Origin of the sequence: Thiomicrospira pelophila DSM 1534, from assembly GCF_000711195.1 — a bacterium.
In the GTDB taxonomy this organism is placed as follows: Bacteria; Pseudomonadota; Gammaproteobacteria; order Thiomicrospirales; family Thiomicrospiraceae; genus Thiomicrospira; species Thiomicrospira pelophila.
On record NZ_JOMR01000001.1, the window covers coordinates 781,648 to 798,090 of the forward strand.

A 16,443-nucleotide genomic window follows, 5' to 3' on the forward strand; every position below is an offset into this window, starting at 1 on the left:
ATCTATGTCTCCTGAAAAAATTCAACAAATGATTCATGACGCCTTACCTGGCAGTCAGGTCAAGATGTCCGGTGCGGACTGTAATTTTAGTATCGAAGTCACGAGTGACGCGTTTGTGGGCTTGCCTCCATTAAAACGTCATCGCTTGGTTAACGATATTTTTAAAACTCAGCTTGAAAATGGTGAACTACACGCACTTTCAATTAAAACCCACGCACCTGAGTAAGTTGAATGGATAAATTAGTCATACAAGGTCAGGCGGTATTAAATGGTGAAGTCGAAATTTCGGGCTCAAAAAATGCCGCGTTACCAATATTAATGGGGGCTTTGCTGGCCGAAACCCCTGTAACCTTATCGAATGTGCCTCATTTGCGTGATGTCACCACCACTATCCAGTTGCTTGCGACCATGGGTACAGAAGTCATGATGGATGAGCGTATGAACATTACGCTCGATTCTTCACATATTCATACCAAAGAAGCCCCTTTTGATTTGGTGAAAACTATGCGTGCGTCTATTTTGGCGATGGGGCCATTGTTGTCGCGCTTCGGTGAAGCGAAGGTGGCATTGCCAGGCGGTTGTGCGATAGGCTCGCGCCCGGTTAATATCCATATTGATGGCATGATGAAAATGGGTGCGGATATTCACATTGAAGACGGTTTTATCATTGCCAAGGCCGAAGCCGGTTTAAAAGGTGCGGATATTGATATGCATCCAGTCACGGTCACCGGCACAGAGAACTTGATTATGGCCGCTGTTTTGGCGAAAGGCACCACGATTTTACGCAATTCCGCTTGTGAACCTGAAGTTGAGGATTTAGCTAACTTCTTAAATGCAATGGGTGCCAAAATTAAGGGCGCAGGCTCGCCTACGATTACGATTGAAGGCGTGTCGAAATTACAAGGCGTACCTTACCGTGTGATCCCTGACCGTATTGAAGCCGGTACTTATTTGGCTGCGGCCGCTGTAACACAAGGTTGTGTCACCGTGACGCAGGTTGAACCTCAGCATTTAAGATCCGTGCTGGAGAAGTTTGAAGAGGCGGGGGCGTTGATTACGGAAACGGAATCTACGATTACATTGGATATGCGAGGACGTGAATTAAAAGCCGTTGATATTGTGACGCATCCTTATCCGAATTTCCCGACCGATATGCAAGCTCAGTTTTTAGTGATGAACTGTTTGGCGATAGGCGAAGCTAAAGTCAAAGAAACCATTTTTGAGAATCGTTATATGCATGTGGCTGAACTCATTAAGATGGGAGCCGACATTGAGCTAGATGGAAATGTCGCGAAAACCAAAGGTCAAGCCAAATTCCATGGCGCGGAAGTGGTCGCCACCGATTTAAGGGCCTCGGCTTGCTTAATCATAGCCGCACTAGTAGCGGAAGGCGCAACCGTGGTTAATAAAATTTATCATATTGACCGCGGCTATGAACGTATTGAAGAAAAATTCCACCGCTTAGGCGCCAATATTCAGCGTTTAAGTTCTTGAGGTTTAGATTATGAAACAGACATTAACGATCGCGCTGTCAAAAGGCCGAATCTTTAAAGATACTTTGCCCTTATTAAAAGCCGCTGGCATTGAGCCTTTAGATGATCCAGAAACCAGTCGCAAGTTGATTCTGGAAACCACTCAGCCGAATGTACGTTTATTAGTGGTGCGCACAACCGATGCACCTACTTATGTGGCTTATGGTGCGGCCGATATTGGGGTGGCAGGCAAAGATGTATTGATGGAGGCTCCATCGGATAATCTGTATGAGTTACTGGATTTGCAAATTGCCAAGTGTCGTTTAATGGTGGCCGGTCCAGAACAGGAAGGCCCGCATGGACATCGTTTAAAGATTGCCACCAAATATGTGAACTCAGCGCGGGCTTATTACGCACAAAAAGGCCAGCAAGTCGATTTAATTAAGCTTTATGGTTCGATGGAGTTGGCACCTTTAATTGGCTTAGCCGACCGTATTGTGGATTTGGTCGACACCGGTAACACACTGAAAGCTAACCATCTTAAACCGCTGGAACATATTGCGGATATTAGTTCGCGTTTAATTGTTAACCAACATGCATATAAGACCAAGTTTGCGCAGATTCAAGAAATCGTGGAACAGTTCAAAACTGTAATAGGAAAATAATTATGTCAGACTCAGCCATTAATATTCGCCGTTTAGATGCTAATGCATCGGGTTTTAAACAAGAGCTAAATCGTTTATTGGATTGGGAAGGGGTCTCAGATGACCGCGTTAACAATGTTGTAAAAGAAGTATTGCATCGGGTTAAGACCGAAGGTGATAAAGCCTTGTTGGAGTATACCGCTAAGTTTGATCGATTAGACTTGAAAACCGGCGCGGAGCTTGAGATTTCTCAGGAGCGCCTACAGCAAGCCTTAATCAATATTCCAAAAGAACAACGTGATGCATTGGAATTGGCGACGAAGCGTGTTCGACTTTACCATGAGCGTCAGAAAAGTGAATCTTGGTCTTACACTGAAGAAGACGGCACCATGCTGGGCCAGCAGGTTACCTGTTTGGACCGGGTTGGTTTGTATGTTCCAGGCGGTAAAGCAGCTTATCCTTCATCGGTAATTATGAACGCGGTGCCAGCTAAAGTTGCGGGTGTACCTGAGTTGATAATGGTCGTGCCGACACCAGATGGCGAAGTGAATGAAATGGTATTGGCCGCCGCAGCGATTTGTGGCGTAGATCGTGTATTCTGTGTGGGTGGCGCTCAAGCCGTAGCGGCCTTGGCTTATGGCACCGAAACTATTCCACCGGTTGATAAGGTGGTGGGTCCAGGTAATATTTATGTAGCTACGGCCAAACGTATGGTATTTGGTACGGTTGGGATTGATATGATTGCTGGGCCGTCCGAAATTTTAGTCGTCTGTGATGGTGAAACCGATCCAGATTGGATTGCGGTAGATTTGTTCTCACAAGCGGAGCATGATGAAGATGCTCAGTCGATTTTAGTAACGCCGGATGCGGACTTTGCCGATAAAGTAGTCGCCAGCATGAATCGTTTATTACCGACCATGCCGCGTCAGAAAATTATTCGCACCGCTTTAGAAGCGCGTGGTGCCGTGATTGTGGTGGACGATATGGCTCAAGCGGTTGAAATGATTAATTTTATTGCACCTGAGCACCTGGAGTTGTCGGTCGACAATCCGCAGGCCTTATTGCCAAAAATTCGCCATGCAGGTGCCATTTTTATGGGGCGCTATACTGCTGAAGCCTTAGGTGACTACTGTGCCGGTCCAAACCATGTATTGCCAACGTCTCGTACTGCACGTTTTTCATCGCCATTAGGTGTATATGATTTCCAGAAGCGTTCAAGCTTAATAATGTGCTCGGCCGACGGCGCGAGCGTTCTGGGTGAAGTGGCCGGAATTTTAGCGGATGGTGAAGGCTTGCAAGCACATGCTGCTTCAGCGCGTTTCCGCCTGAAAAAATCATAATAAAACCTTAAGAGATACGGAACCTATGGACGTGAAAAACTGGATTGAGCGTTGGGTTCGGCCTGAAATTCGAGACATTAAGGCTTATCATGTTCAGCCCGCGGCGAATATGATAAAGCTGGATGCAATGGAAAACCCTTATGGTTGGCCACCCGAAATGCAATCGGCATGGATTGAGCGCACTCGTTATCAAGCCTTTAATCGCTACCCAGATCCAACAGCAGAGTCCTTGCGTCATATATTAATGCAAGAATTGGCTTTGTCAGACGATCAAGCAATGGTATTTGGTAATGGCTCGGATGAGTTAATTCAGATCATAATGATGGCGTTATCTCAACCAGGTCGTAGTGTGATGTCGCCGGTTCCGACCTTTGTCATGTATGAGATGATTGCTAAGTTTGTAGGTTTGCAATTTCATGGCGTGACACTCCAATCAAATTTTGAGTTAGATTTGCCCGCTTTTTTAAACGCGATGCAGCAGCATCAACCTGCTGTTGTGTTTTTAGCCTACCCCAATAACCCAACCGGCAATGCCTTTTCCCGTCAAGATATAGAGCAGATTATTCAACAAGCACCAGGCCTGGTGGTGTTGGATGAAGCCTATAACGCGTTCGCCGATGATAGTTTTATTGGCGATATTCAACATTACCCTAACTTAATTGTGATGCGCACGGTTTCCAAACAAGGTTTAGCCGGCTTCCGTTTGGGCTACATGATTGGTCACCAGGCCTGGATGACTGAGTTTGATAAGGTTCGCTTGCCGTATAACATTAATGTGGTCACTCAAATGGGCGTGACCTTTGCCTTGGAAAATAGCGATGTGTTAAGGCAGCAAGCTGAGCAAATTAAGCAAGATCGAACCATTTTAATGCAAACACTCTCCGAATTTTCAGAATTGAAAGTGTTTGACTCACAAGCTAACTTTGTCACTCTACGGGTGCCTAATGGACAAGCTAATCGTATTTTTGATGGGTTGAAACAAGACGGGGTGCTGATTAAAAACCTGTCGCCCATGGGTGGCTTGTTGACGGATTGTTTGCGCGTCACGGTCGGAACCCCAAATGAAAATCAAGCATTTTTGAATAGTTTTTCGCATCATTTAAAAGCCTAAATCTGTGAGGGTTTCATGCTAAGAAATGAGTTGGTAGCACATTTACATCAATTATTAGAGGTCGATCAGTACCAAGACTATGCACCGAATGGGTTGCAAGTGGAGGGCCCTGAGCAGATAAACAAAATTGTAATGGGCGTGACAGCGACTCAAGCACTGATTGAAGCGGCGATCGATCGCCAAGCGGATGCGATTATCGTTCATCACGGTTATTTCTGGAAAAATGAACCTCAAGCTATTACGGGTATGAAATTTCAGCGCATTAAAAAACTGATCCAAAATAACCTGAATTTATTCGCTTACCATTTGCCCTTAGATGGCCATGCCAAATATGGTAACAATGCTCAGCTGGGTAAGCTGTGGCAGTTAGAAGATATTACGCCAGCACCAGGCCTGGTACGGTTGGGACGCTTGAGTAACCCTATGTCAATAGAAGAATTTAAACATAGGGTTAGTGAAACCTTAGCACGCGAGCCTTTGCATCTGCCGGGTGGTCCAGAACAGATTAAGACTGTTGCCTGGTGTAGCGGTGGCGCACAAGGTTATATTCAACAAGCCGTAGATTGGCAGGCTGACGTTTATATTAGTGGAGAAGTGTCAGAGCAGACTACGCATATTGCCAGTGAATCAGGTATTCATTATTTGGCTGCAGGACACCATGCGACTGAAACCTGGGGTGTGAAAGCCTTAGGTGAGTACCTTCAAAATAAATTTGGTATTGAGTGCCAATTTGTAGACTGTGTTAACCCGGTTTAACTAGAAATAATCTGAGAAAAAATCCCCGAGTATTCAAACGAATTATTGGGTTAAAATGTGCAATATCGATAAAAGTTATTTATGCTGGTATAAACATTTATATATACCAGTTCACGAGGCGGTTCTGTAGAATAGAGCCCTATTTTTGAGCCATGAGGAAGTCATGACTATGTCTGAAACGAAAACGATAGAAACGGTGAACATAAAGCGCCGTCAAGTATTGGCTGGTGCAACAGGGGTTGTGGGTGCCGTGGGTGCGGCATTTGTAGCCGTACCTTTTTTAGGTTCTTGGCAACCCAGTGAAAAAGCAAAAGCGGCCGGTGCTCCGGTTGATGCGGATATTAGTGGGCTACAACCCGGTCAGATGATGACTTTAAGCTGGCGTGGTAAGCCAGTTTGGATTGTGCGCCGTACTCCGGAAATGCTAGAACGTTTAACGACTTTAGACGAATTGCTGCGAGATCCAGATTCCGTTGCTTCTATTCAACCAGACTATTGTCAAAACCCTTCACGTGCGCTCAAACCTGAATATCTTGTAGTCGTTGGGATTTGTACGCATCTGGGTTGTGCGCCTTTATATCGTCCGGCCGTAAATTCGACAGATATGGCGGAAGATTGGCGAGGTGGATTTTTCTGCCCTTGCCATGGTTCGAGCTTTGATTTAGCGGGTCGTGTGTTCCGTTCGGTGCCAGCACCGACCAACTTAGAAATTCCACCTTATATGTATTTGTCAGAAACACATATTCGAGTAGGTGAAGATGCGGAATCAGGAGGGCAAGCCTAATGTCTGACAAAAATACAAATCAAGCCGCGCCTGGTGGCATGTTGAAATGGTTGGATGATCGTTATCCTTTGATCAGCACCTGGAATGAGCATGTCGCTCAATACTACGCACCAAAAAATTTCAATTTTTGGTATTTCTTTGGTTCTTTTGCCTTGTTGGTGATGGTGATTCAATTTATCACTGGTATATGGTTAACCATGTCCTATAAGCCTTCAGCGGATGATGCGTTTAACTCGATTGAATACATTATGCGAGATGTAGAGTGGGGGTGGCTGATTCGATACATGCATACCACAGGGGCTTCGGCCTTCTTTTTAGTGGTCTATTTGCACATGACTCGCGCATTACTCTATGGTTCTTACAAACAGCCACGTGAGTTAGTCTGGCTAATCGGGATGTTGATTTTTGTAGTGTTAATGGCTGAAGCCTTCATGGGGTATATGTTGCCATGGGGTCAGATGTCTTATTGGGGGGCACAAGTCATTATTTCACTGTTTAGTGCGATTCCATTAGTGGGGCCGGATTTGGCATTATGGATTCGTGGTGACTACATTATTTCAGACGCAACTCTAAACCGTTTCTTTGCATTGCATGTGATTGCCTTGCCTTTGGTGTTAGTCTTATTGGTCTTTATGCATATCGTTGCATTACACAAAGTGGGTTCAAACAACCCGGACGGTGTTGAGATCAAAAAGCATAAAGATTCACAAGGTTTACCTTTGGATGGGGTTCCATTTCATCCGTATTACACCGTAAAAGATTCGTTTGGTGCGACCGCCTTCCTGATTTTGTTTGCAGTGGTGGTGTTCTATATGCCAGAGGGCGGTGGTTATTTTATAGAGGCGCCGAACTTTGAGCCAGCTGATCCTTTAAAAACACCGGATCATATTGCGCCAGTCTGGTACTTTACGCCTTTCTATGCGATCTTACGTGCAATTCCAGATAAATTCCTAGGTGTTGTTGCGATGGGGGCTTCGATTGCCGTATTGTTTGCGATGCCTTGGTTAGACCGCTGTAAAGTACGTTCCATTCGTTACCGTGGCTATTCTTATAAGCTCTTATTAACCATGTTTGCAATTAGCTTTGTGGTGCTAGGCGTATTAGGTGCTTTACCATCGACAGCGCTTTATACAAAACTAGCGCAAATATTTACGATCTTGTATTTTGCTTTCTTCATTTTGCTGCCTTATACCTCAGCGTATGAAAAAACCAAACCTGTACCAGAGAGGACAACTTAATGATGACATCATTTTTAAGCAGACTGAGTTTAGTGATAGCGGCAATGGTGTTTCCTGTTAGCTTAGTGCTAGCGGCGGCGTCTTATAATATAGAGCTTGAAGCAGCCAATAATGACATTCGAGATAAAGAGTCATTACAGCGTGGTGCCGTTCACTTTGCGAATTATTGTATGGCCTGTCACTCCGCTCAATACATGCGTTACAACCGTGTAGCTCGTGACTTGGGTTGGACGGATGAAGAGGTGGTTGAAAAACTAGCTTTTGGTCAGCGTTTACCAGTTGATCACATGATGAGCTTTATGGAAGACGGTGTGTCAGAAAGCAAGTTTGGTATTGAGGCTCCCGATCTATCGTTGATGGCGCGTTTAAAAGGTAACGATTACATTTATACTTTTTTACGTGGTTACTACCTGGAGAATGAAGGTGTTTGGGAACCGGGTAACTGGAACAATAAGGTATTGGAGGGTACTTCCATGCCAAATGTTCTAGAGTCGTTCCAGAAGCACTCTAGCCCAGAAGAGTATGAGCAAGTGACGCGTGATTTAGTTAACTTCTTAGATTATATTGCTGAACCCAATAAAGTAGAACGTTGGGATCTAGGTTGGAAGGTTATTTTATTCTTACTTGTATTATTGCTTCTAACCTATCTTCTCAAAAGAGAATATTGGCGAGATGTGAAGCATTAAGAAAGGCCCGCTAGAGCGGGCCTTTTTATTTTGACAGCAAAACACTGAGTCTTTAAGGATTGAGTATGGCGAAAGCAAAATCAGTATTTGTTTGTACGGACTGTGGCGCCGAGCACACTAAGTGGCAAGGCCAGTGCATGGAATGCGGTGCTTGGAATACGCTTAAAGAGCTTAAAATTTCAACGTCTAGCAAGTCAGCTTCGCGTTCTGTTCAAGGGTATAGTGGTAGCCAATCGAATCAAGTATTGTCAGTCAACGATATAGAGTTGGGCGAAGTACCACGTTTTTCGACCGGCATTTCAGAGCTGGATCGTGTGCTAGGTGGCGGAATCGTACCTGGATCGGTGGTGTTAATTGGTGGTGATCCAGGGGTGGGCAAATCCTCGATTTTGTTGCAGGTCATGTGTGGTTTGAGTCAGGCTATTCCAGCGCTCTATGTAACTGGTGAAGAATCTCTACAACAAGTCGTCATGCGCGCGAAGCGTATGCAGCTGCCGGAAGATCATTTACGTTTATTGGCGGAAACGGAAGTGGAGCAAATAATTCGTTTTGCGCAACAAGAGTCGCCCAAGGTGATGGTAGTGGATTCGATTCAGACCATGCAGCTAGCTGAAGTTGGGACGGCGGCCGGAGGGGTAACTCAGGTGAGAGAATCGGCCGCCTATCTAACACGCTTTGCGAAACAAAATAATATTGCAGTATTCCTGGTTGGGCATGTAACAAAATCCGGTGAAGTGGCTGGCCCTCGTGTGCTGGAGCATATTGTGGATAGTGTTTTATTTTTAGAGGGTCAATCTGATAGCCGCTTTAGAACTTTAAGGGCGATAAAAAACCGCTTTGGTGCAGTGAATGAGTTGGGCGTATTTGCCATGACTGAGTTAGGGCTAAAACAGGTTAAAAATCCTTCAGCTATTTTCTTATCGCGTGCCAATGAACCCGCACCCGGTTCGGTAGTAATGGTGATTTGGGAGGGCTCGCGCCCTTTGTTGGTAGAAATTCAAGCCTTAGTGGATGAGTCACCTTATGGCAGTCCGCGTCGTGTAAGTGTGGGGTTGGACTCAAATCGAATTGCAATGTTGTTAGCTGTTATGCATCGTCATGGCGGTATACAAGCGGCTGACCAGGATGTTTATGTGAATGTGGTGGGCGGGATTAAAGTATCGGAAACCAGTGCAGATTTAGCTTTATTGGTGGCGATTCTATCCAGTATGCGCAATAAACCACTCGATCAGGATTTAATTGTATTTGGTGAAGTTGGTTTGGCAGGCGAGATCCGGCCAGTTCCAAGTGGTCAAGAGCGCATTTTTGAAGCCGGTAAGCACGGATTTAAACGGGCGATTGTTCCTATGGCGAATATCCCAAAAGGCGGGGTTGCAGGTATGGAATTGATCGGGGTACATAATTTAGCGCAAGCTTTAGATCAATTATGAATGGATTGTGTAAAAGACCTTCCACTTATCAAGACCAATAGGCTAGAATAAATTTCAATTTGTTTTTAAGAGATATGCCATGCCTGCCAACTCGGCTTTAAACGAACTTTATGCCAACTCGCCTTTGGCCGTCGCCTTGGCTGTTTGCAATGATGAGTCGCACTGGCGTATCAGCTGGCAAAATCAAACCGCCCACTCGCTATGGGGGCATTATGACCTCAACTTAGATCTAGAACTGAAGTTACAACTATTAAGCGCGATGCAGCGTAACGGTGTTTCGACTTTTCAGCATGCTTTAAAAGGTTGGGTAGAAGCTTGTCACTTTACGTTGGTGCATTATAAAAATGGAATTCTAATCCAATTTATGATGTCGGGGGCTCATACAGAAAGTTTTAATCCAGAATGTGCAGAAGATCAGATATACCGAACGGTATCAGATGCGGCGGGTTTGGGTTTGCTGGATTGGGACTTAAAACAAGATTTGATCCGTTACAGTGATCGGTTTTATCAAATGTGTGACATTTCACCGGTTGAACTGGGTCAGACAAAAGTCAAATTTATGGCGCGTGTCCATCCTCAAGATAGGGTTCGGGTAGAAGATGCCTTGTTTGCGCACCTTGAGGCACGTTGGCCATTCAATGTAACGTTCCGCTTTAAGACTTCTAGCCAAAGTTTTGTCTGGATGCAAATGACTGGGCAAGCCAGCTGGCAAACAGAGACTAATCAAGCGTACCGTTTAATGGGATCGGTTCGCGATGTTTCAGACGCTAAGCGATTAGAACAGACGGTTAGGCAGCGGGAGGCTTTAATTGAGCAAGTTTTAGATGCGCTTCCTATCAGTATCTACGTTAAAGATGCTCAAGGATGTTTCCGTTTTTACAGCAAGCAAACCGAACAGATAACCGGAGTTGAACGCAATCGTGCGATTGGTCGCACCGATTTCGAGGTGTTTCCTATTGATTTAGCGCGTAAGTTTGTGGATGATGATCGACAGGCCAAACAAGGTGGCAAGTTGATTGTGTCGGAAGAACAACTAACCCTAATGGGTCAAACACGCTGGCTGCTAACTGGCCGTGGCCCAATCCATATTCAGCGTCCGGACCAAGCCCCTGAAATTTGGATATTAGGATTCGCGCTGGACATTACAGACCGGCGAGAAATGGAGCAAGTGTTAGAGCAGGCGCGTCAAGAGGCCGAATCAGCGGCCAATGCCAAGTCTGAGTTTTTGTCAGTAATGAGTCATGAAATTCGCACGCCATTAAATGCCGTAATTGGCATGTCGGGTTTATTGTTAGACCAAGAGTTGGACTCGGAGCAGAAGAGCCAAGCTGAAATGATTCAGCGCTCTGGTCAACATTTACTTCACTTAGTCAACGATATTCTGGACTTTAATAAGTTAGAAGCGGGTCGGGTTGAATTAGAACATCAGGCTTTCGATTTAAATCAACTGATTGATACCGTTATTGAAATGGTTAAACCTAGTGCCGAAGCTAAGGACGTAGAGTTGTTGGTTGATAAGCAACCAGACCTGATGACTCATATAAAAGGCGATCCGGCGCGATTACGTCAGGTTTTGCTTAACCTGCTGGGTAACGCAATTAAATTTACTGAAAAAGGTTCGGTCACCTTAAAAGTAATCGCTGTTGACCATCGAATCCGTTTTGAGGTCAAGGACACAGGTATTGGCATTGCGGAGGATAAATTACAGCGATTATTTGATGCTTTTACTCAAGCTGATGCGTCTACTAGCCGAAAATATGGGGGGACAGGGCTGGGCTTGTCCATCAGTAAAAAATTGGCTCAAGCGATGCACGGAGACATCGGTGCACGTAGTCGATTAGGGGTTGGCAGTTGTTTTTGGTTTGAAGTACCTTGTGAGCGCGCAAACCCAGATGAACTTGAGTCAGAAATCGGTCAGTCTGATTACCTGAAACAACATTCATTATCAATTCTAGTGGCTGAAGATAACCCATCTAATCAGCTTTTAATTCAAGCAATTCTTACCAAATTAAATCATCGAACAGTCTTAGCTGAAAATGGACTGGAAGTGCTAGCACAGCTGAATAAGCCAGGCTCAAAGTTCGATTTAATTCTAATGGATATGCAAATGCCAGAAATGGATGGCTTAGAGGCCACGCAGAAGATTCGCAATCACGAAAACCAAAACGTGGCTTGTATTCCGATTATTGCTTTAACCGCGAACGCGATGTTTGGCGATCGTGAAAAAGTTATCTCCGCTGGCATGAATGATTATTTAAGTAAGCCAATAGATGTCGAAGCACTTCAAAGGGTTCTCTGGCGTTGGAGCCGTTAAAGACAGTTTTGTTTGAGAAGACTTTTTATAGTTAACGAATTACTGCTGAGTCTGAATCCACTCATGCCACAAGGAAAGCGTACTTTGATTAATCGCGGCTACGGCTGAACGCTTGCCGATTTTATTTTGAAAAACCGCTTCAGCGTCTAAGCTGCAACTGGCTCCTCCAGCCTCTTCTAATATTAACCAGCCCGCTGCATAATCCCATAAGCTTTGATTGCCATGCAGGTAAATCTGACCGCGCCCTGCAGCAATCCAGCACCAATCTAAAGCTACCGAGCCAAAGCTACGTTGCGAGGCGTATGGCGCTTGGGTGGCTAATACGGTGGCTAAGGGAGCGTCTAAGCGTTTAAAGTCGATAATCCCTACACAGCGTTTTAAAGGCGGGGTAATTTGGGGACTGTTGAGTGGTTGATCATTGAGTTCAGCACCTAATCCTACGCGGGCACTGAATAATTCATCTCTAGCCGGATCATATACCAGACCCGCTACCGGTTTTCCAGCAATCAACAAAGCGAGAGATACGCTAAAAAAAGGTATATGATTTGCAAAATTAGTGGTGCCATCTACAGGGTCTAGAACCCAGCAGCCATTGGGATGATCTAGTGCCGCCTGCTGTATTTCTAAAGATGATTCTTCACCTAGTAAAGCAAATTCAGGCCACTCGCGTTTAAGCAGTTGGGTTACTTGTTGTTGCATGGATGTATCCGCCTCAGTAAGCAAGGAACCGTCTTTTTTAACTTCATAACCTATTTGGTTAAACCGGCTCATTACTTCTTGCTTGGCTAGGCTTACAATGGCTTGTTTGAGGCCTGACCAGGCCTGGTTGTCGACAAATGGGTGGGACATAAAGCGCCGCCTTTAGTTTGTTTTGTTTCGGTTGGTATCAATTAAACTGAGTTTGATTTTATCAATTGCGTTTTGAGATACATCTAAAACCTCAAGGCTATATTCACCAATCCGAATGCAAGTGCCCGCCGCCGGCAAAGTTTCTAAATGTTCTTGAATTAAACCATTTAGTGTTTTGGGGCCATCCGTGGGTAGGTCGAGAAAATAATCTTTGTTTAGGTCACGAATAAATTCGGCCGCATCTACGGTCATGGAGCCATCTGCATGGATTGCAACATGTTCAGACAGCTTTGCATTGGCGTCCGTTGAAAGCTTGCCCACAATTTCTTCTAGCAAATCTTCAAGTGTTAGTAAGCCTTGCAGCTCGCCGTACTCATCAACGATTAATGCCATGCGTCGCTTGTTTTTATGGAAGTTAGCTAACTGAGTGTTTAGCGGCGTGGTTTCTGGCACGTAGTAAGCCGGTCTTGCTAATTTGATGATATCTTTTAGAGTGATTCCAGGTTTCATTAGAGTCGGCAATGCACGGCGTAAATTGAGTATGCCAACTAAATCTGCATCAAACGTGCCGCGATATAAAGGAACTCGAGTATATGAGGAGTTTTGAATTGACTTTAAGAAGTCTTCAAATGGTTGATCCACATCTACACCATAGATTTCTTGCTTTGGGATCATCACGTCTTCAACCGTGACGCTTTCTAAGCGTAAAATACTGGTTAACATGTCTCGATATTGTTGTGGTAATTGACCCGTTGATTCATCAATTAAGGTCTGAAGTTCTTCATGGCTTAAAGAATGGTCAGCTTGGATTTTATTGACATGTATGCCAAACAAACGTAAAAAGCCATTCGCAAAAATATTCACAAACCAAACAATCGGACTGAATATTTTGAGCATTGGGTCAAGGATATAAGCCATTGGGAAAGCGATTTTTTCTGGATATAAAGCGGCGACTGTTTTTGGTGCCACTTCAGAAAAAATTAAGATCAAGAGGGTTAATAGACCGGCGGCGATCGCAATACCGGCTTCACCCATTAAGCGCAACGCAATAATGGTTGCGATGGATGAAGCGAAAATATTCACAAAGTTGTTGCCAAGCAAAATCACACCTAATAAACGGTCAGGCTTTTCAAGTAGCTTTTGGGCTTTGATGGCGGCACTGTGACCACTGTTCGCTTTATGCTTTAAGCGATAACGGTTGAGCGACATAAGGGCGGTTTCGGAACTTGAAAAAAGCGCCGATAAAACCATCATTAGAAATAAAATAAAGAATAACAAGGATAGAGGGATGTCGTTCAAAGTATTACCATTAAGTTTGAAAACAAGATTGGGATTATAACGAATTTTATAATCGAATGCATACTTAGGGTGTTCAGTCTAGTGCTTAAGCGTTAACTAGACCATAAACTGCCTGGGTGCCAATGTAACTGATAATCAAGAAACTATAGGCCCAGATGGTATAGCGCGCGGCTTTTTGGCCGCGCCAGCCAAATTGAAAGTGCCCCCACAAAAACAGGCTGTAGGTTAGCCACGCCAGTATCGAAAAGAAGGTTTTGTGCGCGATGTTTTGACTAAAAAAGTTATCAATAAAGTAAGCACCACTAAAAATTGCAAAGGTCAGAATCACATAACCCAAAACAACTAATTGAATTAATGTTTTCTCCATGACTTGCAAAGGCGGCAAGGCGCGAATTAAGTTCGATAAGTTGCGACGCTGAAAGCGACGCTCTTGGGCAGAAAAAAGCACCGCTTGGGCGGTCGCTAAACCAAGAACACTGTAGGCAAAAATTGAAATAATGACATGAAAGCCAAGCGTATAATCAATGGGGTGAAAGTCACCGATAAACTGTGGGAATAACGTCACCATCGCGGCCAGTGGAAAAATAAAAATGCCTAAGGCTTCGGTGTGCTTGTTCAAATTAATGATAAGTAGGGCAAACACCCCGATCCAGCCAATTAAGGATAAGCCATTACCAAAACTAAAAATCATTGATTCCGGAGTAAACAAAGTCAGTGTTAAGGAAATGGTATGTAGCACTAGTGCAAAAGTCGCCACGCCCAAAATCGGGCGGCGCAAAGAGCGAGAGGTGGTTTGGGTGTCGCGAATGCAGCGCAATAGATAATAGGTGCTCATTAAATAAAGCAAACTCGCCATAAGGGCGCTAAGGCTACTGATCATGCAAATTCCTTGTTTGTGACAGGGGTTCTTAGCATGCTGGACAGAGGCTAGCAATGCAAAGGTCTCGAAAAATCATCATATCCGCTATAATAGCGAAATTAAAAGTTATTGAGAAGGATTTCTCATAAATGGACCGTCAAATAACACACCCTAAGCCAACTTTACCAACTTGGCTTAGAACATTGGAGAATCGTTATGTTTGATAATTTATCGGATCGTTTGGCGAAGACGCTGAAAACCATTCGCGGTCAAGGTCGCCTGACAGAAGATAATATTAAGGACGCCCTAAGGGATGTTCGCCGTGCGTTGCTAGAAGCGGACGTTGCCCTGCCTGTAGTAAAAAGCTTTATTAATAAGGTACAAGAGCGCGCCTTAGGGCAAGAGGTTTCACTAGCCTTAAACCCAGGACAAGCCTTTGTTAAAGTGGTGCGTGAGCAACTGGCCGAAACCATGGGGCAAGAAGTTGAGCCGCTTAACTTTAGTGTGGAGCCACCTGCGGTGATTATGGTAGCGGGTTTGCAAGGGGCAGGTAAAACCACATCGGTCGCTAAGTTGGCGCGCTGGTTAAAAGAGCGTGAGAAGAAAAAAGTTATGGTCGTGTCCGCCGACGTGTATCGTCCAGCCGCGATTAAGCAGTTAGAAACGCTGGCTCAACAAGTGGGAGTGGTTTTCTCACCATCTAGTGCGGATCAAAAGCCGGTTGATATCGTAGAGCGGGCGCGAGCCGAAGCCAAAAAACAATTTATGGATGTGTTACTGGTGGATACCGCTGGTCGTATGCATGTTGATGAAGGCATGATGACCGAAATAAAGGCCTTACATCAAGCGATTAAGCCGATCGAAACCTTGTTTGTAGTGGATGCCATGACAGGTCAAGATGCCGCTAATACAGCTAAAGCTTTCCATGATGCTTTGCCTTTAACTGGCGTAATTTTGACCAAAACTGATGGTGATGCACGAGGTGGTGCAGCATTATCAATTCGTGAAGTAACTGGCAAGCCCATTAAATTTATTGGTGCGGGAGAAAAAACTGAAGCGTTGGAGCTTTTCCATCCAGATCGTATGGCCGGTCGTATTTTGGGGATGGGTGATGTTTTAAGCTTGATTGAAGAAGCCGAAACCAAAATCGATCAAAAAAAGGCACAAGCCTTTGCACAAAAAATCCAAAAAACCGGTCAATTTGATTTGGAAGACTTTCGTCAACAGTTGCAACAAATCCAAGGTATGGGTGGGATTGGTGGTTTGATGGGTAAATTACCCGGAATGGGGCAGCTCAAAAACCAAATGCAAGAAGGTGTAGCGGAGAAAGAGTTTAAACGTTTAGAAGCGATTATTAACTCCATGACGCCAAAAGAACGCGCTTATCCTACTCTGCTAAAAGGTTCGCGTAAGCGTCGAATCGCCGCGGGTTCGGGCACGCAGGTTCAAGACGTTAATAAATTACTCAAGCAGTTTGAGCAAATGCAGAAAATGATGAAAAAAGTCTCAAAAGGCGGCATGAAAAACATGATGCGGGGCATGGCCGGAAAATTACCACCTGGAATGGGTGGTATTGGCGGAATGCCAAGATAACCAACTTGGTCGTATGACTAGAGGCGTATTTAGCAAGCCTAATAAAAACTTTGCTTAACATTAAGCGC

At 44.7% G+C, this 16,443-nt stretch carries 15 protein-coding genes; 12 read left to right on the plus strand and 3 right to left on the minus strand.

The features are described from left to right. Positions 1-4: 4 nt before the first annotated feature. From N746_RS0103730 to N746_RS10610, 11 genes are all read left to right on the plus strand, one after another. A complete protein-coding gene (locus tag N746_RS0103730) occupies positions 5-226 on the plus strand; it encodes a BolA family protein (RefSeq protein WP_029934021.1) in 222 nt (73 codons plus the stop codon). Between the two features lie 5 nt (positions 227-231). Continuing rightward, positions 232-1,494, plus strand: a complete 1,263-nt coding sequence (gene murA / locus N746_RS0103735) for a UDP-N-acetylglucosamine 1-carboxyvinyltransferase (RefSeq protein WP_029934022.1) — start codon at positions 232-234, stop codon at positions 1,492-1,494. A 10-nt stretch (positions 1,495-1,504) separates the two neighbouring features. Continuing rightward, positions 1,505-2,137, plus strand: coding sequence for an ATP phosphoribosyltransferase (gene hisG / locus N746_RS0103740; RefSeq protein WP_029934023.1), 633 nt, complete (start codon positions 1,505-1,507; stop codon positions 2,135-2,137). 2 nt (positions 2,138-2,139) lie between these two features. Next, positions 2,140-3,456, plus strand: coding sequence for a histidinol dehydrogenase (gene hisD, locus N746_RS0103745; protein ID WP_029934024.1), 1,317 nt, complete (start codon positions 2,140-2,142; stop codon positions 3,454-3,456). 31 nt (positions 3,457-3,487) lie between these two features. Then, positions 3,488-4,567 carry a histidinol-phosphate transaminase gene (hisC, locus tag N746_RS0103750; RefSeq protein ID WP_245603329.1) on the plus strand — a complete coding sequence of 360 codons (1,080 nt, stop codon included), beginning with the start codon at positions 3,488-3,490 and terminating at the stop codon, positions 4,565-4,567. Positions 4,568-4,582: 15 nt separating this feature from the next. Beyond that, the gene (locus tag N746_RS0103755) at positions 4,583-5,323 is read left to right on the plus strand and encodes a Nif3-like dinuclear metal center hexameric protein (protein ID WP_029934026.1); all 741 of its coding nucleotides are present in this window, start codon (positions 4,583-4,585) and stop codon (positions 5,321-5,323) included. A gap of 169 nt (positions 5,324-5,492) precedes the next feature. Then, on the plus strand, positions 5,493-6,107 hold the full coding sequence (gene petA / locus N746_RS0103760) for a ubiquinol-cytochrome c reductase iron-sulfur subunit (RefSeq protein ID WP_029934027.1): 615 nt from the start codon (positions 5,493-5,495) through the stop codon (positions 6,105-6,107). Further along, a complete protein-coding gene (locus N746_RS0103765) occupies positions 6,107-7,345 on the plus strand; it encodes a cytochrome b (protein WP_029934028.1) in 1,239 nt (412 codons plus the stop codon). Before petA ends, N746_RS0103765 begins: the two co-directional genes overlap by 1 nt. Continuing rightward, on the plus strand, positions 7,345-8,031 hold the full coding sequence (locus N746_RS0103770) for a cytochrome c1 (protein WP_245603330.1): 687 nt from the start codon (positions 7,345-7,347) through the stop codon (positions 8,029-8,031). Before N746_RS0103765 ends, N746_RS0103770 begins: the two co-directional genes overlap by 1 nt. A gap of 65 nt (positions 8,032-8,096) precedes the next feature. After that, positions 8,097-9,461 (plus strand): DNA repair protein RadA, encoded by a 1,365-nt coding sequence (gene radA, locus N746_RS0103775; RefSeq protein ID WP_029934030.1) that lies wholly within the window; start codon positions 8,097-8,099, stop codon positions 9,459-9,461. A 79-nt stretch (positions 9,462-9,540) separates the two neighbouring features. Continuing rightward, positions 9,541-11,775, plus strand: coding sequence for an ATP-binding protein (locus tag N746_RS10610; protein WP_051678497.1), 2,235 nt, complete (start codon positions 9,541-9,543; stop codon positions 11,773-11,775). A gap of 39 nt (positions 11,776-11,814) precedes the next feature. On the opposite strand, the gene N746_RS0103785 is transcribed toward N746_RS10610, so the two are convergent. The 3 genes from N746_RS0103785 to N746_RS0103795 all read right to left on the minus strand — a co-directional run bounded on the left by N746_RS0103785 (position 11,815) and on the right by N746_RS0103795 (position 14,803). After that, entirely contained in the window at positions 11,815-12,624 is an 810-nt protein-coding gene (locus tag N746_RS0103785; RefSeq protein ID WP_029934032.1) for an inositol monophosphatase family protein, read from the minus strand. A 12-nt stretch (positions 12,625-12,636) separates the two neighbouring features. Next, positions 12,637-13,878: an HlyC/CorC family transporter gene (locus N746_RS0103790; protein ID WP_081836026.1), complete on the minus strand. Its 1,242-nt coding sequence runs from the start codon at positions 13,876-13,878 to the stop codon at positions 12,637-12,639. A gap of 130 nt (positions 13,879-14,008) precedes the next feature. Continuing rightward, entirely contained in the window at positions 14,009-14,803 is a 795-nt protein-coding gene (locus tag N746_RS0103795; protein WP_029934034.1) for a cytochrome C assembly family protein, read from the minus strand. A 195-nt stretch (positions 14,804-14,998) separates the two neighbouring features. Between N746_RS0103795 and ffh the strand changes: the two genes are divergently transcribed. After that, positions 14,999-16,375, plus strand: coding sequence for a signal recognition particle protein (gene ffh / locus N746_RS0103800; protein ID WP_029934035.1), 1,377 nt, complete (start codon positions 14,999-15,001; stop codon positions 16,373-16,375). Positions 16,376-16,443: the final 68 nt, after the last annotated feature.